Annotated in this window: 21 protein-coding genes and 1 pseudogene; 14 read left to right on the top strand and 8 right to left on the bottom strand. The window is 58.3% G+C overall.

Features of this window, described 5'->3' with window-relative positions; translation table 11 throughout:
* Positions 1–28: 28 nt before the first annotated feature.
* On the bottom strand, positions 29–973 hold the full coding sequence (locus tag KVG88_RS21725; RefSeq protein ID WP_150703085.1) for an alpha/beta hydrolase: 945 nt from the start codon (positions 971–973) through the stop codon (positions 29–31).
* 254 nt (positions 974–1,227) lie between these two features.
* Here KVG88_RS21725 and fadD2 point away from each other — a divergent pair, with 254 nt between their 5' ends.
* Positions 1,228–2,916: a long-chain-fatty-acid--CoA ligase FadD2 gene (fadD2, locus tag KVG88_RS21720; protein WP_217872730.1), complete on the top strand. Its 1,689-nt coding sequence runs from the start codon at positions 1,228–1,230 to the stop codon at positions 2,914–2,916.
* Between the two features lie 355 nt (positions 2,917–3,271).
* A complete protein-coding gene (fadD1, locus tag KVG88_RS21715; protein WP_150703087.1) occupies positions 3,272–4,972 on the top strand; it encodes a long-chain-fatty-acid--CoA ligase FadD1 in 1,701 nt (566 codons plus the stop codon).
* A 120-nt stretch (positions 4,973–5,092) separates the two neighbouring features.
* On the opposite strand, the gene KVG88_RS21710 is transcribed toward fadD1, so the two are convergent.
* Complete coding sequence (locus KVG88_RS21710) at positions 5,093–5,470, bottom strand: hypothetical protein (protein ID WP_150703088.1); 378 nt, start codon at positions 5,468–5,470, stop codon at positions 5,093–5,095.
* Between the two features lie 203 nt (positions 5,471–5,673).
* On the opposite strand from KVG88_RS21710, the gene KVG88_RS21705 reads away from it, so the two are divergent.
* From KVG88_RS21705 to def, 3 genes are all read left to right on the top strand, one after another.
* The gene (locus KVG88_RS21705; RefSeq protein ID WP_046816634.1) at positions 5,674–5,865 is read left to right on the top strand and encodes a CsbD family protein; all 192 of its coding nucleotides are present in this window, start codon (positions 5,674–5,676) and stop codon (positions 5,863–5,865) included.
* Between the two features lie 177 nt (positions 5,866–6,042).
* A complete protein-coding gene (locus KVG88_RS21700) occupies positions 6,043–7,002 on the top strand; it encodes a YihY/virulence factor BrkB family protein (protein WP_150703089.1) in 960 nt (319 codons plus the stop codon).
* A 2-nt stretch (positions 7,003–7,004) separates the two neighbouring features.
* Complete coding sequence (def, locus tag KVG88_RS21695) at positions 7,005–7,544, top strand: peptide deformylase (RefSeq protein WP_150703090.1); 540 nt, start codon at positions 7,005–7,007, stop codon at positions 7,542–7,544.
* A gap of 86 nt (positions 7,545–7,630) precedes the next feature.
* Here def and KVG88_RS21690 read toward each other — a convergent pair whose 3' ends face one another.
* Both KVG88_RS21690 and KVG88_RS21685 read right to left on the bottom strand, forming a co-directional pair.
* The gene (locus tag KVG88_RS21690) at positions 7,631–8,449 is read right to left on the bottom strand and encodes a class I SAM-dependent methyltransferase (RefSeq protein WP_217872729.1); all 819 of its coding nucleotides are present in this window, start codon (positions 8,447–8,449) and stop codon (positions 7,631–7,633) included.
* 61 nt (positions 8,450–8,510) lie between these two features.
* Entirely contained in the window at positions 8,511–8,948 is a 438-nt protein-coding gene (locus KVG88_RS21685) for a GNAT family N-acetyltransferase (protein ID WP_217872728.1), read from the bottom strand.
* 327 nt (positions 8,949–9,275) lie between these two features.
* Here KVG88_RS21685 and KVG88_RS21680 point away from each other — a divergent pair, with 327 nt between their 5' ends.
* From KVG88_RS21680 to KVG88_RS31410, 7 genes and pseudogenes are all read left to right on the top strand, one after another.
* Positions 9,276–10,217, top strand: coding sequence for a fatty acid desaturase (locus KVG88_RS21680; protein ID WP_217872727.1), 942 nt, complete (start codon positions 9,276–9,278; stop codon positions 10,215–10,217).
* A gap of 52 nt (positions 10,218–10,269) precedes the next feature.
* Positions 10,270–11,061, top strand: a complete 792-nt coding sequence (locus tag KVG88_RS21675; protein WP_217872726.1) for a phosphate/phosphite/phosphonate ABC transporter substrate-binding protein — start codon at positions 10,270–10,272, stop codon at positions 11,059–11,061.
* 117 nt (positions 11,062–11,178) lie between these two features.
* Positions 11,179–11,721: a sigma-70 family RNA polymerase sigma factor gene (locus tag KVG88_RS21670; RefSeq protein ID WP_150703095.1), complete on the top strand. Its 543-nt coding sequence runs from the start codon at positions 11,179–11,181 to the stop codon at positions 11,719–11,721.
* Positions 11,718–12,731, top strand: a complete 1,014-nt coding sequence (locus KVG88_RS21665) for an ABC transporter substrate-binding protein (protein WP_217872725.1) — start codon at positions 11,718–11,720, stop codon at positions 12,729–12,731. The genes KVG88_RS21670 and KVG88_RS21665 overlap by 4 nt, the downstream gene beginning before the upstream one ends.
* Positions 12,732–12,845: 114 nt before the next feature.
* A complete protein-coding gene (locus tag KVG88_RS21660; protein WP_217872724.1) occupies positions 12,846–13,493 on the top strand; it encodes a peptidase inhibitor family I36 protein in 648 nt (215 codons plus the stop codon).
* A 401-nt stretch (positions 13,494–13,894) separates the two neighbouring features.
* Positions 13,895–14,671: pseudogene (locus tag KVG88_RS31415) on the top strand (PAS domain-containing protein); the annotation flags it as partial.
* Between the two features lie 3 nt (positions 14,672–14,674).
* Positions 14,675–15,214: a methyl-accepting chemotaxis protein gene (locus KVG88_RS31410; protein ID WP_412071935.1), complete on the top strand. Its 540-nt coding sequence runs from the start codon at positions 14,675–14,677 to the stop codon at positions 15,212–15,214.
* A 57-nt stretch (positions 15,215–15,271) separates the two neighbouring features.
* On the opposite strand, the gene KVG88_RS21650 is transcribed toward KVG88_RS31410, so the two are convergent.
* From KVG88_RS21650 to gntR, 4 genes are all read right to left on the bottom strand, one after another.
* Positions 15,272–15,835, bottom strand: coding sequence for a hypothetical protein (locus KVG88_RS21650; protein ID WP_150703099.1), 564 nt, complete (start codon positions 15,833–15,835; stop codon positions 15,272–15,274).
* A gap of 166 nt (positions 15,836–16,001) precedes the next feature.
* Positions 16,002–17,426, bottom strand: coding sequence for an MFS transporter (locus tag KVG88_RS21645; RefSeq protein ID WP_217872722.1), 1,425 nt, complete (start codon positions 17,424–17,426; stop codon positions 16,002–16,004).
* A gap of 141 nt (positions 17,427–17,567) precedes the next feature.
* Positions 17,568–18,203, bottom strand: coding sequence for a glutathione S-transferase family protein (locus KVG88_RS21640; protein WP_150703101.1), 636 nt, complete (start codon positions 18,201–18,203; stop codon positions 17,568–17,570).
* Positions 18,204–18,337: 134 nt separating this feature from the next.
* Entirely contained in the window at positions 18,338–19,369 is a 1,032-nt protein-coding gene (gene gntR, locus KVG88_RS21635) for an HTH-type transcriptional regulator GntR (RefSeq protein WP_150703102.1), read from the bottom strand.
* A gap of 216 nt (positions 19,370–19,585) precedes the next feature.
* On the opposite strand from gntR, the gene KVG88_RS21630 reads away from it, so the two are divergent.
* Both KVG88_RS21630 and KVG88_RS21625 read left to right on the top strand, forming a co-directional pair.
* The gene (locus KVG88_RS21630) at positions 19,586–20,119 is read left to right on the top strand and encodes a gluconokinase (RefSeq protein WP_150703103.1); all 534 of its coding nucleotides are present in this window, start codon (positions 19,586–19,588) and stop codon (positions 20,117–20,119) included.
* Between the two features lie 81 nt (positions 20,120–20,200).
* Positions 20,201–21,553: a GntP family permease gene (locus KVG88_RS21625; RefSeq protein WP_007974485.1), complete on the top strand. Its 1,353-nt coding sequence runs from the start codon at positions 20,201–20,203 to the stop codon at positions 21,551–21,553.
* Positions 21,554–21,574: the final 21 nt, after the last annotated feature.

Genomic DNA, 21,574 nt, shown 5'->3' with positions numbered 1-21,574 from the left:
GTGACGAATAAAAAAATTCACAAAAAAACTATTCGGTTCGATGTGGCCGGGGATTGCTCAAGGTCTGGTTGATCCAGCCCAGCACATCGGCAGTCACTTCATCGCGGTTGGTTTCGTTGAACAGTTCGTGCCGCGCCTGCGGGTAGATCGTCAGTTGCAGGCTCTGGCAGCCGGCTCCACGCAGGGCGTCGGCCAGATCTTTCAGACGCTTGCCTTCACTCACCGGATCACATTCACCGCCAATCACCAGCAATGGCAGGCCCGGATCGATCTGCGCGAGATTGGACGCTTTGCTGATTTGCTGCAACCCGCCGAGCAAATCGACCCACAGCTGATTGGTGCAGCGGAAGCCGCACAGCGGGTCATGGGCGTACAGGTCGACCTCCGTCGGGTCGCGACTGAGCCAGTCGAATGGTGTGCGCGCCGGTTTGAATTTTTTGTTGAACGAGCCGAACGACAGCCATTCGATCAGCGCGCTGCGCCCCTTGGGCCCCTGGCGCAGGCGTTCGAAACGGGCAATCTGCCGGGCGGCCCGGTAGAGCGCCAAGGGCTGGAAGTTCGAGCCGCTGAGAATCGCCCCGTGCAGGCTGGCGCTGTGATGCAGCAGATACCCCTGGGCAATGTAGCTGCCCATGCTGTGGCCGAGCAAAATGATCGGCACACCGGGATGTTCTTGGCCGATGTGCTGATTCAGGCATGCCAGATCACCCACCACTTTGGCCCAGCCGTCGTTGTCAGCGAAATGACCGAGGGTCCCGTTTTCGGCAGTTTTGCCATGTCCGCGCAAGTCCGGTGCATACACGCCGAAGCCCTGATCACAGCAATTTTCTGCCAGACGCGCATAACGCCCGCTGTGTTCGGCCATCCCGTGGGCCAGCAAAATCACCGCCTTGAGGCTGCCTGTGGGCTGCCATTGATTGACGAAGAGGCGGCTGCGGTCACTGGTGGTCAGCCAGAACGTGTCGTGGATCATGGCGATTCCTTTCCATATGAGGCCATACGCGGGCGCGGGCACGATGCATTGTATAGCGCATTGCGTCACCGGCATCAGCCCACCCCACGGCAGGAAGATTCACACGATCAATGACGCCTTTGCGCATATTTGCCTGATTGGCCATAACTGCTAGTGTCCGTGAAGCTCCGCTTTTCGCTTTCTGCTTTTTGAAGGATCAGAAAGAAATGACAGAAAAGCGGCCCGGATAGGCTCAGGTAAAGAGGACAAGAACAATGCAACCTGATTTCTGGAATGACAAGCGCCCGGCCGGCGTGCCCCTGGACATTGATGCGGGCGCCTATAAGTCGGTGATCGAGGTGTTCGAACGTTCCTGCAAGAAATTTGCTGACCGCCCGGCGTTCAGCAACATGGGCATCACCCTGACCTACGCCGAACTGGAACGCTACAGCGCCGCGTTCGCCGGTTACCTGCAAGCGCACACCGACCTGGCGCCGGGGGATCGCATCGCAGTACAGATGCCCAACGTCCTGCACTATCCGATTGCCGTGTTCGGCGCGTTGCGCGCCGGGTTGATCGTGGTCAACACCAACCCGCTATACACCGCGCGCGAGATGCGTCACCAGTTCAAGGACTCCGGTGCCCGGGCGCTGGTGTACCTGAACATGTTCGGGCAGAAAGTCCAGGAAGTGCTGCCCGACACCGATATCCAGTACCTGATCGAAGCCAAAATGGGCGACTTCATGCCCGCTGCCAAGGGCTGGCTGGTCAACACGCTGGTCAGCAAGGTCAAGAAAATGGTCCCGGCGTACGCCTTGCCCCAGGCCATTTCCTTCAAAAGTGCGTTGCGCATGGGCCGGGGCCTGGGCATCAAGCCGCTGAACGCCGGCCTCAATGACATCGCCGTGTTGCAATACACCGGCGGCACCACCGGTTTGGCCAAGGGCGCCATGCTGACCCACGGCAACCTGGTGGCCAACATGCAGCAGGCGCGGGCGTGTCTCAGCCAGTTTGCCGCTGACGGGCAGCCTCTGTTGCGCGAAGGGCAGGAAGTGATGATCGCGCCGCTGCCGCTGTACCACATCTATGCATTCACGGCGAATTGCATGTGCATGATGGTGACCGGCAACCATAACGTGCTGATCACCAATCCACGGGACATCGGCGGCTTTATCAAGGAGCTGAAAAACTGGCGGTTCTCGGCGTTGCTCGGGCTCAACACGCTGTTCGTTGCGCTGATGGATCACCCGGACTTCAAGACCCTTGATTTCTCCAGCCTCAAGCTCACCAACTCCGGTGGCACCGCGCTGGTCAAGGCCACCGCCGAACGCTGGGAACAGTTGACCGGTTGCCGCATCACCGAAGGCTATGGCCTGACCGAAACCTCGCCGGTGGCCTGCACCAACCCGTACGGCGACCAGTCGCGCATCGGCACGGTCGGCCTGCCGGTGCCGGGCACCATGCTGAAGGTGATCAACGATGACGGTGTGGAGCAGCCGTTGGGTGAGCGCGGCGAGTTGTGCATCAAAGGCCCGCAGATCATGAAAGGCTACTGGCAGAAGCCCGAAGCCACCGCCGAGGTGCTGGATGCCGACGGCTGGTTCAAGTCCGGCGACATTGCAGTGATCGACCCGGATGGCTTTGTGCGCATCGTCGACCGCAAGAAGGACATGATCATTGTCTCGGGTTTCAACGTGTACCCGAACGAGATCGAAGACGTGGTCATGGCCCACCCGAAAGTCGCCAACTGCGCGGTCATCGGTGTGCCGGACGAGCGTTCTGGCGAGGCGGTGAAGTTGTTCGTGGTGGCGCGTGAAGCAGGGGTCAGCCTTGAAGAGCTGAAGGCGTATTGCAAGGAAAACTTCACGGCGTACAAAGTGCCCAAGCACATTGTCTTGCGTGAGTCGTTGCCGATGACGCCGGTGGGCAAGATTCTGCGGCGGGAGTTGCGTGATATCGCGTAACAGGGCGTAGAGTTCGAGGTGACTCCAAAAGATCGCAGCCTTCGGCAGCTCCTACAGGGATCGCATTCTTCGTAGGAGCTGCCGCAGGCTGCGATCTTTTGCTTAAGGCCCGTTTTTCGCGGGTTACAGGGCTTTATAGGTTTTTTGCTCTAAAATGACCGCTTGTCATTCTTGAGTCACAAATGTGACTGTAGAGGCCGCTTTTGGCTCTAGGCGACCCTTGGCAAAGCTGCTACTCTCGGCGCGCTTTGTGCTTCTCGGCCTGTGTAAAAGCCCAGATTCACCAATGACCAAACACCAATAATAATCGCATCAAATGCGGTGCTGAATTCGCGTTGCTGAGGAGTGGGCTTCCATGATCGAAGACTTTTGGAAGGATAAGTACCCAGCTGGGATTGCTGCTGAAATCAATCCAGACGAGTATCCGAATATTCAGGCAGTGTTGAAGCAATCCTGCCAACGCTTCGCCAACAAACCGGCATTCAGCAACCTGGGCAAGACAATCACCTACGGTGAACTGTACGAATTGTCCGGTGCCTTTGCCGCGTATCTGCAACAGCATACCGATTTGCAGCCGGGCGATCGAATCGCCGTGCAACTGCCTAACGTGTTGCAGTACCCGGTGGCCGTCTTCGGTGCCATCCGCGCCGGGCTGATCGTGGTCAACACCAACCCGTTGTACACCGCACGGGAAATGGAACACCAGTTCAACGACTCCGGTGCCAAGGCCCTGGTCTGCCTGGCCAACATGGCCCACCTGGCAGAAACCGTCGTGCCGAAAACCGGCGTCAAGCACGTCATCATCACCGAAGTTGCCGACCTGTTGCCGCCGCTCAAGCGTCTGCTGATCAACAGCGTCATCAAGTACGTGAAGAAGATGGTGCCGGCGTATCACTTGCCGAAAGCCATCAAGTTCAACGATGTGCTGAGCAAGGGCCATGGTCAGCCAGTGGCTGAAGCCAGCCCGGCCAGCAGCGACGTCGCCGTGCTGCAATACACCGGTGGCACCACCGGCGTGGCCAAGGGCGCGATGCTGACCCATCGCAACCTGGTCGCGAACATGTTGCAGTGCAAGGCGCTGATGGGTTCCAACCTTAATGAAGGTTGCGAGATCCTGATCACGCCGCTGCCGCTGTACCACATCTATGCGTTCACCTTTCATTGCATGGCGATGATGCTGATCGGCAACCACAACATCCTGATCAGCAACCCGCGCGACCTGCCGGCGATGGTCAAGGAACTGTCGAAGTGGAAGTTCAGCGGCTTCGTTGGCCTCAACACCTTGTTCGTGGCCCTGTGCAATAACGAAGGTTTCCGCAAGCTCGACTTCTCCGCCCTGAAAGTCACCCTGTCCGGCGGCATGGCGCTGCAATTGGCCGCCGCCGAACGCTGGAAAGCGGTCACCGGTTGCTCCATTTGCGAAGGTTACGGCATGACCGAAACCAGCCCGGTGGCCACGGTCAACCCGATCCAGCACATCCAGATCGGCACCATCGGCATTCCAGTGCCGTCGACCCTGTGCAAAGTCATCAATGATGCCGGCGTCGAGCAGCCAATGGGTGAAATCGGCGAACTGTGCGTGAAAGGCCCGCAGGTCATGAAAGGCTACTGGCAGCGTCAGGAAGCCACCGATGAAATCCTCGACAGCGAAGGTTGGTTGAAGACCGGTGACATCGCGCTGATCCAGCCCGATGGCTACATGCGCATTGTCGATCGCAAGAAAGACATGATTCTGGTGTCCGGTTTCAACGTGTACCCGAATGAGCTCGAAGACGTGCTGGCCACCCTGCCGGGCGTATTGCAATGCGCGGCCATTGGTGTGCCGGACGAGAAGTCGGGCGAAGCGATCAAGATTTTCATCGTCGCCAAACCGGGCGTGACCCTGACCAAGGAGACGGTGATGGAGCACATGCGCGCCAACGTCACCGGCTACAAAGTGCCACGCTCCGTGGAGTTCCGCGATGCGCTGCCGACCACCAACGTCGGCAAGATCCTGCGTCGTGAATTGCGCGATGAAGAGTTGAAGAAGATCAACGCGAAGAAAGCCACCGCGTAATACAAAAAGCCCCGCAGAAGCGGGGCTTTTTGTTGAAGATCGAAAGCTCGCAGCCTTCGGCAGCTCCTACAGGAATTACGACCCATGTAGGAGCTGCCGAAGGCTGCGATCTTTTGCTTGTTATTGACGGAACGGCGCGAAATTGACGTTGGTGCCCGACGGGCGCATGTCCTGCAGGAAGGAGTCCTTGTCGGCGCTCAGTTCCAGGCTCAGGGCCGCTTTACGCTTGCCTTCGTTACGCACCACCAGGCCCTCGAGTTTCTCGCGCAGGAACACCGTAGGCACTTTCAAATGCAGCAGTTCGTCGGTGTCCGGGGTGTGCATCAGCAGGTGAATCCACTCGTACTGACCAACGGCCAGACGCGACACCGGGATATCGAACCACCAGATGTTGCGGTTGCGGTTCAGTTCGGTGAAGTGGCAGTTGTTGACACCAAGCACAGCACCACCAAGTTCCTGGTTTCTGCGGGCAATGGCCTGCTTTTTATCGAGTTTCATAACATTCCTGCGGGGATTGGATCTTCAGCGCCTCGGCGCCAATTCGTTGCGCATTCTCGGGGGTTGCCGGGCAAACATAAAGCCCAACCTGCATTGAACGATGAAATGTCGTGCTGAAAATAAATGAAACTCCGCGCAAACGCCCCCGGTCAACCTTGTGTAACGACTTTTCCTCCCATTGGAATATACGCAGGAGATTCATCATGGGCAGCACAGGCGATAAAGTGAAAGGCATGGCCAACGAAGCCGCTGGTAACGTCAAGCAAGGCGTCGGCAAGGCCACCGGCAATGACAAGATGCGCGCCGAAGGCGTGGTCCAGGAAAAGAAAGGCGAGGCCCAGCAAGCGGTCGGCAAGGCCAAGGATGCCGTGAAAAAAGGTGTCGACAAGGCCTGATCCGGCCGTTGAAGAAGCCACGAAACGGCCATCCACAGATGGCCGTTTTTGTGTCAGCCTGAACTTGATTGATGAAATTGTTTCAAAGTCGCCAGGTAGGCTACTTTGATGAAAGAAAACGGCCCCTGAGTCGCCACGACTACAACCCCATCCTGTTTGCGGCGAATGGAGACGCTAATGATTTTCCCGGACATGAAAGGTCTGCCCATCCACCGTGTGATGGTGCGCACGGTCACCGAGTTCGTCGACGATGAAATGTCGACCTATGCTTCGGCGCTGGCCTATCAAATGCTGTTTTCGTTGTTCCCCTTCATTCTGTTTCTGATCGCCCTGATTGGTTTCCTGCACCTGCCGGACTTCTTTTCCTGGCTGCGCCTGCAATCGGAACTGGTGCTGCCGCCCCAGGCACTGGAACAGGTGAACCCGGTGATCGACCAGCTTCAGCAGTCCAAGGGGGGCTTGCTGTCGGTGGGTATCGTGATTGCCCTGTGGACCGCTTCGGCTGGTGTGCGCTTGATGATGAGTGCGATGAACGCCGCTTACGACGTGGTCGAAGGCCGCCCGGCGTGGAAGCGTTTCCCACTGTCGATCATCTACACCGTCGGCATTGCCGGCATGCTGTTGATCGCTGCCGCGCTGATGGTGCTCGGGCCACAGGTGATGAGCTGGATCGCAGCGCAAGTCGGCCTTGAGTATTTCATTGTCACCTTGTGGACCATCGCGCGCTGGCCGGTGATCGTGATTCTGCTGATGGTCGCGGTTGCGCTGATCTATTACGTCATGCCCGACGTCAAACAGGAGTTTCGTTTCATCACGCCGGGCTCGGTGTTGGCGGTGGTGGTGTGGATCATCGCGTCGCTGGGTTTTGGTCTGTACGTCAAGGAGTTCGCCAACTACAACGCCATGTATGGCAGTATCGGCGCGATCATTGTCCTGTTGCTGTACTTCTACATTTCGGCTGCGGTGTTGCTGCTCGGCGCGGAGATGAACGCGGTGATCGAGCACATGTCGCGAGAGGGCAAAGACCCGGGCGAAAAAGTCGCCGGCGAGCTGGGTCCCGTCCATGAGGAAAAACAGCATGTGTCGGGACTGGGCCGTGATCATTCACAACCCAAACCAACCATTGACGAAACCTGACCATGATTCGTGAAATCCTGAAAATGGGCGATGAACGCCTGCTGCGTATTGCCCCGCCGGTGCCTGCCGAAATGTTCGACAGCCCCGAGTTGTGGCAACTGATCGACGACATGTTCCAGACCATGGAAAGCGTGGGCGGCGTCGGTTTGGCTGCGCCGCAGATCGGTGTGGACCTGCAACTGGTGATCTTCGGTTTCGAGCACAGCGAACGTTACCCGGACGCCGAGGCGGTACCGCAGACGATTCTGATCAACCCGTTGATCACACCGCTGAGCCCGACCCTGGAAGAGGGCTTTGAAGGTTGTCTGTCGGTGCCGGGCTTGCGTGGCGCGGTGGAGCGTTATCAGCACATCCGTTATGAGGGTTTCGACCCCAAGGGCGAACCGGTCGTGCGCATTGCTTCAGGGTTTCATGCGCGGGTGGTGCAGCACGAGTGCGATCACTTGATCGGCCGCTTGTACCCATCGCGCATCAGCGATTTCAGCAAGTTCGGGTTCACCGAAGTGATGTTCCCGGACCTTGATCCCAACGCTGACGATTGAGCTTTTGAAAGATCGCAGCCTTCGGCAGCTCCTACAGGTGTACGTGTAGGAGCTGGCCGAAGGCTGCGATCTTTTGATTCTTCTTTTTATTTCGCGGGTTTGACGAACCGCAGCGTCATCCGGTCCGACTCACCAATTGCCACATATTTCGCTCGATCCTTTTCACCCAGGGTCAACGCCGGCGGCAGGGTCCATACGCCTTCGGGATAATCCTTGGTGTCCTTGGGGTTTGCGTTGATCTCGCTGTGCGCCTCAAGCTTGAAACCGGCATCGGTCGCCAGCTTCACCACGTAATCGGTGGTCAGGTAACCGCTGTGCTTGATGTCTTCCAGCGAAGCGCCGTCCTTGGCCCGGTGATCCACCACGCCAAGCACACCACCCGGTTTTAGCACTTTGAAAAAGGCCTGGAACATCAGCGGCGCGGTATCGGCCAGCACCCAGTTGTGCACGTTGCGAAAGGTCAGCACGGTGTCCGCCGAACCCGGTTGGCCGAACGCCGGCGCTTTCGGGTCGAACTCAAGCACCTGGGCGTTGGTGTACTGGGCGGGAGACGCAGCGAATTTGCTCTTCAGCTTCTCTTCGTTCTTGCGCGCGTAATCACTGACCGTCGGCGCCTGCACGGCCGCGATGTAGTGGCCGTTGTCCTTGAGCAACGGCGCCAGCAATTCGCTGTACCAGCCGTTGCCGGGGGTGATCTCAATGACCGTCTGTTTCGGCCCCAAGCCAAAAAACTGCAAGCTCTGTTGCGGATGACGATAGCCATCACGCGCGACGTTTTCCGGAGCCCGCCAGCTGCCGGCCAAGACCTTGGCGTATTGCTCGGCGGACACCGTCGGCGCGGCGGCATGACTGAAAACAGGTGCAAGCAAAGCGGTCAGCGTCACAGCCAGAAGAGCAGGTTTCATGGGGCGTCCTGTGCGAAGTCGAAGTCGACGCCGAGGCTAGCACGCAGGCCTGCCGTACCGATCACACATTATTGTCGGTAGACCTAACCAACGGTTCTAAGCCCAATGCGATCATCGGCTTGCTGCGCGCATAACGAGTCAAGCGCTCAACCATCGCGTAAGGCATTGGCGGATCGAACGTAAACCCGCGCCGCTCATAAAAGTCCCGCAAATCCGGGTGACAGAACAGCCACACCGGCAGCTCGCAATCCTTGACCGCGGCGGCGATCAACGCGGCGGCAATCCCTTGCTCGCGACACGCAGGGTCAACCAACAACCCGGTCAACCAATGCCCGCCGGAGACCGGGCGCAAACACAAAGCCCCGACGATTTCATCGCGCCGGGCGACCCACAATTGTGCGTCGCGCACCGCTTTCATCGACGATTGATGGGCGCGGTAAAACTTATTCATCAATGGCCAAAGCGGCTCATCGAGTCGGGTGAATTGGGTGCTGGGCATGATCCTGGACTGTCGGTGCGCAAAGCCGGCGATTATAAAAGAACGCGGCAGCATGGATAGGTGTATACCTGTTCTCACATCCCCTGTGAGTGGAGTACGCATCATGTCCAAAGGTATGGATTCAAAGAAAGCGGACAAGAAGAAGCCGGCGAAAACCGCTATCGAAAAGCGCGCCGACAAAAAAGCCAAAAAGGTCAATGTGTTCGGACATTGAGCCGAAGCTGACCGATCGCTCCCGCGCCATGCGGGAGCGACATTGAAAATAATCTGCAAGAAAACCCGGCGTCGTTGCACAGAAGAGGATTGGTCCCCGATCCGAGCAACGCCATGCCCCATTACTTCGACAGTGCCCACCAACAAGAAATCGAAACCCTGCGCCAGCGCCTGACCGCCCGCACCGAGTGGCCGACCTGGCTGCTGTTGATCGGCGTGTACAGCGCGTGGTTCACCGTGATTCTGGCCAGCGGTTCACTGGGCCTGTGGTTGAGCACGTTGCTGTTGATCCCCGTGGTGGTGTTGTGGCTGTCGGTGCAGCACGAATTACTGCACGGTCATCCGACCCGCTGGCCGCTGGTAAACAAAATCCTCGGCTACGCGCCGTTTGCCGTCTGGTATCCCTACACCTTGTATCGCGACAGCCATCTGCTGCACCACCGCGATGAAGACCTGACCATTCCCGGTCGAGATCCGGAAAGTCGCTACCTGAGTGCCGCGCATTGGCAGGGCAGTTCACTGTTCGAACAGGGCCTGCACTGGCTGAACAAAACCGTGTTCGGGCGCTTCGTGCTCGGTGCGCCTATCGCCTTGCTGGCGTTGGCCCGGGAAGAACTGCAACGCCTGAAAACACGCGAGCGCCGGGCTTGGTGGATGTGGCTCAGCCATGGCGCGCTGACCTTGTTGATGCTGCTGTTCATCGCGCGCTACAGCGGGTTGCCGGTATGGCATTACCTGTTGTTGGTCAGCGTTCCGGCGCTGTCGATTGCGATGATTCGCTCCTACTATGAACATCGCCCGCACGCGGCGCCGGAGCAGCGCACGGTGCTCAACGAAGCGGGTTGGCCGTGGCGCTGGCTGTTCCTCAATCTCAATTTTCATCTGGTGCATCACGACTTGCCGGGCCTGCCCTGGTACGACTTGCCCCGCGCCTACCACATGCGCCGTGAGCAATGGCTTGCGCGCAGCGGCGGGTTTCTGGTGCAGGGTTATGGCCAGTTGTGGCGTGAGCATGGGGTGAGGGCGATCGACAGCCCACGGCATCCGTTTCACTGACATCTGGTTACCGCCGCTCCCACTGGGAAATTCGTTGTATGGGAAATTCTCGATGACTCAACACCTCGCCGAACTGCTGATGTACACCGCCCCCGAAACCATCCGCCGCGCTAACGAGCGCTGGCTGGCGCGCATCCTCGAACGACTGGGTACCAGCCGCCGTAACGCCGAGGGCCTGTCACTGATGGACCTCTGGTTATCCCCGCAGCTGTTGCTGACACAAACCTGCGGCTATCCGCTGATGACAGCCTTGCGTGGCAAAGTCCGGGTGCTGGGTCGTCCCCGATATGAGCTGCCGGACAGCAGCGGTGGCAACCATTGCAGCCTGCTGTTGAGCCGCGCCGATGATCAACGCCGAACCTTGCCGGCGTTTTTTGGCAGCCGTGGCGTGATCAACGGCGAAGACTCCAACAGCGGCATGAACCTGCTGCGTCAGCGCCTGGCATCGCTGCATCGGGACGGACAGTTTTTTGCCGCGGTCGGGACCAGCGGCAGCCATCGGGAAAGCCTGCGCTGGTTGCGGCAAGACCTTGCAGACCTGGCGGCCATCGACAGCGTCACCTTTGCTTATCTGGCCCGCCACGCCGCGGACGAAGTGGTCGGCCTGCGGATCGTGGCGCGCAGTGCTTTCAGTCCGACCTTGCCCTATATCACCGCAGCGAGCATTAGCGCAGAGCAGGCGGAAGAGATTCGGCAGGTGATGAACCAGACCTTGGACGAGCTGCCGGAGGTGGCGCAGATCCTGGGCCTGCGGGAAGTATTGCCGGCCGGGGAAGTCGACTATGAGGTGGTGCTCGACTATCAGCGTGATGCTGAGGAATTGGGTTATGGCCAGGTTCGCTGAAATGCACTTATGGAATATAAAAATGCATTTTAAATATTATTAATGAATAAGGCTCCTTGCTAGGATCGCGTCACCGGACGACCGGACATTCAGCGACCCCTAACCTTTGGAGCCTCTATGTCCGGCACCGACCTTGCCCATCGTCACGCTGTGGGCGGATTGTTCCGCGCCCATTACCCCTGGTTGTGCGCACGCCTGCGCCAGTACCTGGGCAGTGGTTGTGAAGACATCGCCGCCGAGGCCTTCGTGCGTTTGCTCGAAGCACCGCAGCCGGCCGCCATCCGCGAGCCGCGCGCCTTGCTGACCACCATCGCACGCCGCCTGATTTATCAACTCTGGCGTCGGCGCGATCTGGAGCGCCAGCACCTCGATCAACTGTTGCAGGTTGACCAACCCTCATCACCGTCGCCTGAAGAACTGGCGCAATTGACCCAGGCCCTGCAAGGCCTCGACCGCACGCTGGCGCGCCTGCCCGGCAAGGTTCGGGCGACGTTTCTGTTGTCGCGGGTCGACGGCCTGACGTACCCGCAAATCGCCGCCGAACTGGGCATTTCCCAGCGCTCGGTCAGCGTTTACATGACCCGTTCCGAGGCCTTGTGCGCTCGGCACAGCGCCAATCAATCCCTGAACCGCCCCCTGCAAAACAAGAGGTCCGCATGAGATCGATCAAAACCCTGCTCGGCAGTTCGCTGCTGGCCCTGAGCCTGTTCGCCCACCAGGCCCCGGCAGCGGAAAAAACCGCGCCCATTCACTTCGGCGACATCACCTGGGAAAGCGGCAGCCTGATCACCGAGATCCTGCGGCTGATCGTCGAGAAAGGTTACGGCTACCCGACCGACACATTGCCAGGTAGCACGGTCAGCCTCGAAGCAGCGCTGGCCAAGAACGACATTCAAGTGATCGGCGAAGAGTGGGCCGGACGCAGCCCCGCGTGGGTCAAAGCCGCCGCTGAAGGTAAAGTGTTTGGCCTGGGCGACACAGTCAAAGGCGCCACCGAAGGCTGGTGGGTGCCGGAATACGTGATCAAGGGTGACCCGGAGCGCGGCATCAAACCCCTGGCGCCGGAATTGAAATCCGTCGCGGACCTGGCGAAATACAAAGACGTGTTTCGCGACCCTGAAGACCCGAGCCGTGGCCGCTTCCTCAACAGCCCAACAGGCTGGACCTCGGAGATCGTCAACAGCCAGAAACTCAAGGCCTATGCCCTGACGGACAGCTTCGTCAACTTCCGCACCGGTTCCGGCGCAGCGCTGGATGCCGAAGTGGCGTCGTCGATCCGCCGTGGCAAACCGGTGTTGTTTTACTACTGGTCACCAACCCCGCTGTTGGGCCGCTTCAAACTGGTGAAACTGGACGAGCCGCCGTTCGATGCCGAAGCCTGGAAAACCCTGGCCGATGCCAACAACCCAAACCCCAAAGGCACCCGTTCGATGCCGGCCAGCCTGGCCATCGGCGTGTCGGCGCCGTTCAAGACGCAGTATCCGGACTTGGTGGCGTTCTTCGAAAAAGTCGATTTGCCGATTGACCTGCTGAACCACACGTTGGGGCAGATGAGTGAAAAACGGCAAAAGCCCCGCGAAGTCGCCGAAGCGTTTCTGCGTGAGCAACCGCAAGTGTGGAAGGGCTGGGTGCCGGGTGAAGTAGCGACGCGGGTATCGGCCAGTCTTTAACAGCAGGGTGTCGACCGGTTGTCTGCTCTGTCAGTTTTGACAGTAGACGGTCATTTGTGAGGCTTGGATTCTGTGCCTTGAAGTTATTCCAGAACTTAAGGCACGGAGTTCACCATGAAGACCAAAGGGTTAACCATTGTTGTTGTGGTATGCGTCTTGATCGGCGCTGGGTTCTATTTTTACTCGGGAAAAAATCCGAACGCGCAAAGCGCCTATTCATTGTTCGATCCGACGCTGACAGACGAACAAAAGTCGGTGGTTCAGCCTCAGATTGATCAACAACTGGCAAGAGCGCCAGGAGGGAAGCAGGTCAGCTCCACCCAAGTCGTCTATGACAAGGGGGCCATCGTCATCACCTACCCGGTTCCGGGTGTCGCTAATGAACGCCTGACTACGTGCGACTACCGCCACTTTTGTGTCTGGGAGAACAACGACTACCAGGGGCAAAAAGTTTCTCTGGAAGTTTTACCTTCAGGAACAGTCAATTTGCCCGTCTATATGACTCGGCAAGTGTCTTCGTGGAAGTACAACAACGAGCGTTATCGTACGGTGGTTTATGGGGTGGATGGAGCCAACGCCGTTGGCCGGATCATGACGAGTACGCTTAAGGAAATCGGCATTGGGGACGAATGTTGCCCATTCAGGGCTGACAACCAAAAACAGTCATGGACCGAAATTTACGAACTACGCGCACTCGGGTCCACCACCGATACGATCGTCAGTATCCGTTTCTCGCCAATGTTTGGCACACCCGCCAAGTAAATACCCAGCTGAACCGTTTTTGTACCCAATACTGGCCGACTAGTGGCCTTGCAAGCCCTGCGCGCCTGTCTATGCTCACGTCTAACTAACTATGTCGACCGCAATGTCATGGTTAGTCCCAGAGTGCGTAAGCGAGGCACCGACACACTTCAATGGAGCTGTCCTGAAAGGGAGTTTGTTTATGAGCACGTTAGGGTTGGCCCGCCTGCGGGCTATCAAGAGAAGGATGTCTTGATGAGAGTGTCGCGATAGGGACCCTCCGATTGAACATCATTAATCACCTGACTGGTCCTTCCTGTTTTTGGAGGGGCGCGTGTGCCTGTTCTGTGGAACGTAGTAGTGGATTTGAAAGATCAGCAACTTTCAATCATTCAAAAGACCGCGCATAGGGTGATACGACCATGTTTAACCTACATCACAAGGCTGACCTGCTGGAAATCGAACGTTTCAGTTGCGCCCTGACCGAGGCCAATGCCAAGTTGGCAGCGGTCAGTCGCTCGATGGCAATGATTGAATTCACCCCCGAAGGCATCGTGATTGATGCCAATGAAAACTTTTGCAGCGTCATGGGTTACAGCGCTGAAGAAGTTCGCGGCAAGCACCATCGGGTGTTTTGCGAAGAAGTGTTTTACCGCAGTGAAGAGTACGCCAGGTTATGGCGTGACCTGGCCCGGGGCGAACCGGTCAGCGGCACCTTTATGCGCCTGAACAAGAACGGTAAGGAAATCTGGCTCGAAGCCAGTTACATGCCGGTGTTGGGTCCCGACCGGCAAGTTAAAAGTGTGATCAAAGTCGCCACCGACGTGACGGAGCGGGTCAACAAGGAACACGAAAACCAAAGCATGTTGTCAGCCATTGGCCGCTCCATGGCGGTGATCGAATTCACCCCCGAAGGGCGGGTGATCGCGGCCAATGAAAACTTCCTGAAAACCATGCAGTACTCGCTCAACGAAGTGCTCGGGCAGCACCACAGTCTGTTCTGTCATCGGACCGAAGCCGAGTCGGCAGCCTACAAGGCTTTCTGGGCTTCGTTGAACCGTGGCGAATATCACTCGCACCGTTTCGAACGCAAGAACAAGCAAGGTCAGACGGTTTATCTCGAAGCGTCCTACAACCCGTTGTTCGACACCAAGGGGCGGCTGTACAAGGTGGTGAAGTTCGCCAGCGACATCACCGACCAGATGACCACCCTGCAAACGGCAGCAGAATCGGCCCACAGCACCTCTGTGCAAAACGACGCCTGTGCGCGCAAGGGGTCCGAGGTGGTGCAGCAAACGGTGCAGATCATCCAGGACATTTCCCGGGACCTGAACCAGGCCGCGTTGAGTATCGATGCGGTAAGCAAACAGTCAGACATCATCGGCACCATCGTGCAGACCATCCGCGGCATCGCCGATCAGACCAACCTGCTGGCCCTCAACGCCGCGATCGAAGCGGCCCGTGCCGGTGAGCATGGGCGCGGGTTTGCCGTGGTGGCCGATGAAGTGCGCAGCCTTGCCGCACGCACCAGTCAGGCGACGCTGGAGATTGTCGATGTGGTGCGCAAGAACCACGATCTGTCATTGAGCGCGGTGTCGAGTATGCAGTCGAGCCTGAGTCGAACGGGGCTCGGTGTAGAACTGGCGAACGAGGCGGGGGAAGTGATTCTGGAAATTCAACAAGGGTCGCGGCACGTGGTGGATGCGATCAGTCAATTCAACTCGACCTTACAGTTGAATTAAGGGCAACAAAATAAAGAAGGGTCCCGGTAGAGGGACCCTTTTTTATCTTCAAACACCTCAAAGCGAAGCGACGAGTTGCTCCACGGCCTCAGCGCCCGGTTTGTTGTTACGTTCGTTGGCTTCTTCGGCCTTGGCCATCTTCATCTTGTCTTCCATGCGCTGGGCAATCTCTTCACCGATCGCCTGCTGTTTCTCCGGCGGCATGGCGTCGACCTCTTCCTGTGTCAGCCCCATTTCCTCAAGGATCGCATCACGCATGCGCTGCTCCGGGGTTTTGCTCATGTAGTCCTTGAAGTCGTCCGTGGCCGAGCCTTTGGTTCCGATTCGGTCCTTGACGTCGTCCGGCAGTGGCGCATAGACCGCTTGCAGGTTCACGCGGGTTTTGGCGAACGCCTCATCGACGTTGTCGCTGACTTTGGCCGCCTCACTGACTTGTTGCGTGGCCTGTTGGGTGGCGGATTCCTGGACTTGCGTCGTGGCTTGGGTGGTTTGCGCCTGCACGTTGTTTTGCAGGGCCTGGGCCATGACGCTTTGAAGACCGGCGGCGGCTTCGGCGGTGGGGTCTTCGCCAGGGCGTTTAGGGATCGGGGCTACCAGGTTTGATTTTGCACTGACCAACATGATGTGTAGACCTGTAGGTGTTTGTGGTGCCGTGCATGGAGCAAAGAGTATGCCCGTAGTAAAAAATGCGTTTTATATCATTGGCTTGTGGTGCATCTGTATGAGTAAAACGGTGTTTTTGCGGTCAACCCTTGCCGCTTGGCGGCAGGGATCGACCGCAACGGCTTCAACGATGGGCAATGTTTTCCAACGCCAGGTTGCGGGTGCGGGGGCCGAACCAGCCGATGGTCAGCATCACGATCAGCATGCTGCTGACAATGAACGCCAATACGCCCGGCGTACCGAAATGCTCAAGGAATATCCCGATCAGCAAACTGCTGAATACCGTCGACAAGCGGCTGAACGAATAGCAGAACCCCACGGCCCGCGCGCGGATGTTGGTGGGGAACAATTCGCTCTGATACGAGTGATAACTGAAGCTCAGCCAGGCATTGCAGAAGGTGATCATCACGCCACAAAAGATCAGGCCGAACGCGCTGGTTTGCAGGGCGAACAAGGTGCCGAAAGTCATCGCGCCCAACGCTGAACCGACGATCTGCCATTTGTTCTCGAAGCGGTTGGCGAACTTCACGAACAGCAACGGCCCCAGCGGGTAGGCGAGGGTGATGATGAAGGCGTACAGCAAACTGTGCGTGACGCTCACGCCCTGGCCGTTGAGCAATGCCGGCAACCAGTTACCGAAACCGAAGAAGCCGATGGCCTGGAACACGTGAAACACAATCAGCATCAGGGCGCGTCGGCGATAGGGCGGTTGCCAGATATCGGCAAAACGACCCTTGCCCTGGACGTCCACATCAGCCAGTTCCGGTTCGTCCAAAGGCTTGCCTTGGTCTTTCACGCAGCGCGCTTCGATGACGGAAAGAATCCGGTCCGCTTCATCGAATCGACCATGCTGGGCCAGCCAGCGCGGCGACTCCGGCAAACGTGAACGCAACCACCAGATGAACAGGGCAAACACTGCGCTGGCCAACACCACCCAGCGCCAACCCGAGACCCCGAACGGCGCTTGTGGCACCAGCCACCAAGACATCAGCGCCACCGCTGGCACCGACAAAAACTGCACGAAAAACGCGAAGGCAAACGCCGAACTGCGCATGCGCTTGGGCATCAATTCCGATAGATAAGCATCAATGGTCACCAGCTCGATGCCCAGACCGATTCCCACCAGAAAGCGCATGCAGATGATCCCCAGCGCAGAACTCTGCACCCCCATCAGCACGGTGGCGACGGTGTACCAGATCAGGGCGAACGTAAAGATTGCACGGCGGCCAAAGCGGTCGGCCAGCGGACTGAGCAGGCTGGCGCCTAAGAACAAACCGAGAAAGGTTGCCGACGCGAACGCTGCTTGATCGGAGATCCCAAAAACGCCCTGATTGCCGGTCGCGAAGATGCCGTCGCTGATCAGGCCGGGGCTGATGTAGGCCGTCTGAAACAGATCATAGAGTTCGAAGAAGCCACCAATCGACAGCAACGCCACCAGCCGCCACAGGGTGGAAACGGCAGGCAGGCGATCGATGCGGGCAGAAATCTGTGCGGCGCGCACAGGGTCGATGTCGTCGGCTTGCGCGACACCCGGGGAATGAGCAGTCATGGCGAATCCATTTCTTGTTGATGGAGAAGCTTAGCCTGCTATCGGAAATCAATGATTGTGAATCTCGACACCTGAGCATCGAGATTCGCCGAGTTATTGCAATGACTGGTTACATTTTGGCGATTTGTAGCGCGGGACCGCTCAAGGCACGCCGTTACAGCAGTACTTGAGGAAGCCCGGATGCTGCGCCAGTCGCTTGAAGTAATCATCAATGGCCGGGTAATCGGGGCGCTCCATCGGCGTCATCAGCCAGCGGTTGATCGACAGACCAATGACGATATCGGCCAAGGTAAACCGCGCGCCGGCGACATAGGCTTTGGTGGTTGCGAGTTGATGTTCGAGGATGGCCATTTTCTGGTTCCAGCCGCGCAGGCCGACCTCGATGCGGTGGGCGTCCTGGTATTCCGGGTCCTTGCGCACCAGCGCCATAAACGCGTAGCTCCAGGATGAATTGAGATCGGTGGCCTGCCAATCCATCCATTGCTCCACCCGGGCGCGTGCGGCTGCTTCGCCAGGTAAAAACTCATGGTGATGCTGATATTTGCCGGCCAGATAACGGCAGATGGTATTGGATTCCCACAACACCAAGGCTTCGTCAATGAGCACCGGGACCTGTGCATTGGGATTGAACCTGAGAAATTCCGGGCTGTGGGTCGAGGCAAAACCACTGCCCCAATCCTCGCGCTCAAAGGCCAGGCCCAGTTCCTCGCAAGTCCACAGCACCTTGCGGACGTTGATCGACGAGGCTTTGCCGAGAATCTTCAGTGTGTGTTCCATTGCGCGGCTCCATCAAAAATGGCCTATAGACAATTGTAGGAGCTGTCGAAGGCTGCGATCTTTTGATCTTGATTTTAAAAACGAGGATCACAAGATCGCAGCCTTCGGCAGCTCCTACGAGGGGGCGTGTGAACTCAGGTGCTTTCTCGCACCTTCAGCTCAAAGCCCATGTCCTGCACTGGTTTGGCCACGGTGTTGCCGGCCATCAGGGTCAGCATCTGCTCGGCCGCGCGGCGTCCGATCGCCTCACGCGGGGTGTTGATGCTGCTCAGGCGCGGGACCATGTGCGCCGAGGCCGGCAGGTCGTTGAAACCGAGGATGGCCACTTGTTCGGGGATTTTTATCCCGTGGCGCATGGCTTCGAGCAACGCGCCCTGGGCCAGGTCGTCGTTGCCGAAGAAAATCGCATCGACGTCGGGGTGGCTGGCAATCATCTGCAAGAACAATTCGCCACCCAGGCCTACGGAAGAAGGGCGAGGCGTCAGCACTTCGAGGGCCGGGTCATAGAGCGCGGCCTTCTGCAGGGCACGACGGAAACCTTCGCCGCGCAGCAAGGTGCGCTGGTCCAGTTGTGCGCCGATGTAGGCCAGGCGCTTGCGGCCGCGGGACAGCAAATGCTCGGCGGCCGTCTCACCGGCGGCCAACTGCGAGAAGCCGACGCAATTGAGCCCGGCGGCACTGTCGAGCTCCATCATGTACACGCAGGGAATGTTGCTGGCTTCGATCATCCGCCGCGAGCTTTCGGTGCGGTCGAAACCGGTGAGCAACAAACCGCGCGGCTGATAGGCCATGTAGTTGCGCAGCAGGTTTTCTTCTTCGTCGCGCGAATAATGAAAGTTGCCGATCAGCACTTCGAAGCCCTTGGGACGCAAAACCTGATGAATGGCTTCCAGGGTATCGATGAACAAAAGGTTGGACAGCGACGGCACCAAAACCACCACCGAATGGCTCTGGGCCGAGGCCAGGGCACGGGCGGCAGGGTTGACCACATAGTTGAGCTCAAGCGCGGCTTTCTGGACTTTTTCCACCAGATCGATAGCCACGGTGCTGACGCCGCGCAAGGCGCGCGAAGCAGTAATCGGGCTGACACCGGCCAGTCGGGCGACTTCGTTCAGAGTAGGGCGGCCAGTGGTGCGGGTATTTTTATCGTTTTTAGTTGGATTCATCGACGGCTTGCCAAACAAAATTCAAGGCACTAAGGTAGCGCTGTCTCGATGCAGCTGCAAATGCGTGAGCGGGGGTTCGCCTGATCCTCGCTTTTTGGCGTTGGGAACGAACATGCTGCAACCCTTAAAATGACAAGAAAGGCGTCGGCAACTTCTGCTTTTTGGTCTAGTGTCATAACTGGCAAAGGTAGCGCTGTCTGCGCGCTGAGGTGTTACATGAATCATCCCATCACCGCCCTGGTCATCATGGGCGTTGCCGGTTGCGGCAAGACGTGCGTCAGCGAGGCCCTGTGCCAATTGAGCGGCGCCACTGCCATTGAAGGCGACTCTTTCCACCCTGCCGCCAATATCGAAAAGATGAGCGCGGGTATCCCCCTGAACGATGAAGACCGTGCCGGCTGGCTCGACAGCCTGTGCGATGAACTGCGCCGTGTCGACGCCAAGGGCCAGCGCCCGGTGCTGACCTGTTCGGCTCTCAAGCATATCTATCGCGAACGTCTGCGCAGTGCCTTGCCGGGTCTGGGTTTCGTGTTCCTGGAGCTGACGCCGGAAGTGGCCGCTGACCGCGTTTCACACCGCCCGGGTCATTTCATGCCGTCGACCCTGATCGATAGCCAGTTTGCGACCCTCGAATCCCCCGTCGGCGAGCCATTGACCCTGGCGCTGGATGCTTCGACCCATAGCGTCGAGCAACTGGCTGCGCAGGCTCATGTCTGGTGGCAGGCGAACGGCCTGAAACAGGCGGTATGACTGTGTTTACAAAGACAGCGCTGTCCTTACGACTTCTGATTAACCCGCTTTAATAACAACAACAACCAGGAGACACCCCTAATGTTTGGCATGTCCCACGAGACGTTCCTGCTGCTCGATGCAGTGGTCACGGTGATCGGGCTTATCGTCCTGATTACCAAGTTCAAGTTGCACCCCTTTCTTGCCCTGATCATAGCCGCCGCCTTCCTCGGGCTGACCTCCGGCATGCCGATCGGCACCATCATCAAGGCGTTCCAGGACGGCTTCGGTGGCGTGCTCGGTTTCGTCGGCATCATCCTGGCGTTGGGCACCATGCTCGGCAAAATGATGGCCGAATCGGGCGGGGCAGACCAGATTGCCCAGACCCTGATCCGCGCCTTCGGCAAGGACAAGGTGCAGTGGGCGATGATGTTCGCTGCGTTCCTGGTGGGCATTCCGCTGTTCTTCGAAATCGGCTTCGTGCTGCTGATTCCGTTGGTGTTCATCGTTGCGCGCCGCACGGGCGTGTCGATCATCAAGATCGGTATCCCGCTGCTGGCCGGCCTGTCTGCGGTACACGGCCTGGTGCCACCGCACCCGGGTCCGTTGCTGGCTATCGGCGTGTTCGGTGCCGACATCGGTAAAACCATTCTTTATGGTCTGATCGTGGCATTGCCAACGGCGATCATTGCAGGCCCGATCTTCGGTACGTTCATCGCCAAGCACATCCCCGGTCATCCGAACCAGGAGTTGGTGGACCAACTGGCGCGCGAAACCGATTCGGCTGAACTGCCGAGCTTCGGTATCACTCTGGTGACCGTGCTGTTGCCGGTGTTCCTGATGCTGCTCAAGACGTTTGCCGACGTCGTGCTGCCGGATGGCAACATCTTCCGCGCCTTCATGGACCTGATCGGTCACCCTATTTCGGCTCTGCTGCTGGCACTGCTGCTGTCGCTGTACACCTTCGGCTACAAGCAGGGCATCGGTTCCAGCCAAATGATGAAGTGGCTGGATGCGAGCCTCGCGCCAACCGCTGCGATCATCCTGATCATCGGTGCCGGTGGTGGCTTCAAGCAGATGCTGGTGACCAGCGGCGTGGGTGACGTGATCGGCCACATGGCGGTGAACGCACAGATCTCGCCGATCCTGTTGGCATGGCTGGTAGCGGCGGTGATCCGTATCGCGACCGGTTCGGCGACCGTGGCGACCATCACTGGCGCCGGCATTGTGGTGCCAGTGGTAGGGATGATTCCGGGTGTGAACCGTGAGTTGCTGGTATTGGCGACCGGTGCTGGTTCGTTGATCCTGTCTCACGTGAACGACGCCGGTTTCTGGCTGGTCAAGCAGTACTTCAACATGACCGTGGCCGAAACCTTCAAGACCTGGACCGCGATGGAAACCATCCTGTCGGTGGTGGGCCTGGGCTTTATTCTGTTGTTGTCGCTGTTCGTCTAAGCGATTCGGCAGGCACAAAAA

The organism is Pseudomonas azerbaijanoccidentalis (assembly GCF_019145495.1).
GTDB classification, from domain to species: domain Bacteria; phylum Pseudomonadota; class Gammaproteobacteria; order Pseudomonadales; family Pseudomonadaceae; genus Aquipseudomonas; species Aquipseudomonas azerbaijanoccidentalis.
This window is presented reverse-complemented; position numbering and strand designations above follow the sequence as displayed.

Coding starts and splice junctions, on each gene's coding strand:
- KVG88_RS21710 (WP_150703088.1), bottom strand. CDS start 5,470: ATGAAACTCGATAAAAAGCAGGCCATTGCCCGCAGAAACCAGGAACTT.
- KVG88_RS21690 (WP_217872729.1), bottom strand. CDS start 8,449: ATGAAACCTGCTCTTCTGGCTGTGACGCTGACCGCTTTGCTTGCACCT.
- KVG88_RS21685 (WP_217872728.1), bottom strand. CDS start 8,948: ATGCCCAGCACCCAATTCACCCGACTCGATGAGCCGCTTTGGCCATTG.
- KVG88_RS21625 (WP_007974485.1), top strand. CDS start 20,201: ATGTTTGGCATGTCCCACGAGACGTTCCTGCTGCTCGATGCAGTGGTC.
- KVG88_RS21645 (WP_217872722.1), bottom strand. CDS start 17,426: ATGACTGCTCATTCCCCGGGTGTCGCGCAAGCCGACGACATCGACCCT.
- KVG88_RS21705 (WP_046816634.1), top strand. CDS start 5,674: ATGGGCAGCACAGGCGATAAAGTGAAAGGCATGGCCAACGAAGCCGCT.
- KVG88_RS21680 (WP_217872727.1), top strand. CDS start 9,276: ATGCCCCATTACTTCGACAGTGCCCACCAACAAGAAATCGAAACCCTG.
- KVG88_RS21725 (WP_150703085.1), bottom strand. CDS start 973: ATGATCCACGACACGTTCTGGCTGACCACCAGTGACCGCAGCCGCCTC.
- KVG88_RS21630 (WP_150703103.1), top strand. CDS start 19,586: ATGAATCATCCCATCACCGCCCTGGTCATCATGGGCGTTGCCGGTTGC.
- KVG88_RS21660 (WP_217872724.1), top strand. CDS start 12,846: ATGAAGACCAAAGGGTTAACCATTGTTGTTGTGGTATGCGTCTTGATC.
- KVG88_RS21665 (WP_217872725.1), top strand. CDS start 11,718: ATGAGATCGATCAAAACCCTGCTCGGCAGTTCGCTGCTGGCCCTGAGC.
- KVG88_RS21640 (WP_150703101.1), bottom strand. CDS start 18,203: ATGGAACACACACTGAAGATTCTCGGCAAAGCCTCGTCGATCAACGTC.
- KVG88_RS21650 (WP_150703099.1), bottom strand. CDS start 15,835: ATGTTGGTCAGTGCAAAATCAAACCTGGTAGCCCCGATCCCTAAACGC.
- fadD1 (WP_150703087.1), top strand. CDS start 3,272: ATGATCGAAGACTTTTGGAAGGATAAGTACCCAGCTGGGATTGCTGCT.
- KVG88_RS21700 (WP_150703089.1), top strand. CDS start 6,043: ATGATTTTCCCGGACATGAAAGGTCTGCCCATCCACCGTGTGATGGTG.
- def (WP_150703090.1), top strand. CDS start 7,005: ATGATTCGTGAAATCCTGAAAATGGGCGATGAACGCCTGCTGCGTATT.
- KVG88_RS21670 (WP_150703095.1), top strand. CDS start 11,179: ATGTCCGGCACCGACCTTGCCCATCGTCACGCTGTGGGCGGATTGTTC.
- KVG88_RS21675 (WP_217872726.1), top strand. CDS start 10,270: ATGACTCAACACCTCGCCGAACTGCTGATGTACACCGCCCCCGAAACC.
- gntR (WP_150703102.1), bottom strand. CDS start 19,369: ATGAATCCAACTAAAAACGATAAAAATACCCGCACCACTGGCCGCCCT.
- KVG88_RS31410 (WP_412071935.1), top strand. CDS start 14,675: ATGACCACCCTGCAAACGGCAGCAGAATCGGCCCACAGCACCTCTGTG.
- fadD2 (WP_217872730.1), top strand. CDS start 1,228: ATGCAACCTGATTTCTGGAATGACAAGCGCCCGGCCGGCGTGCCCCTG.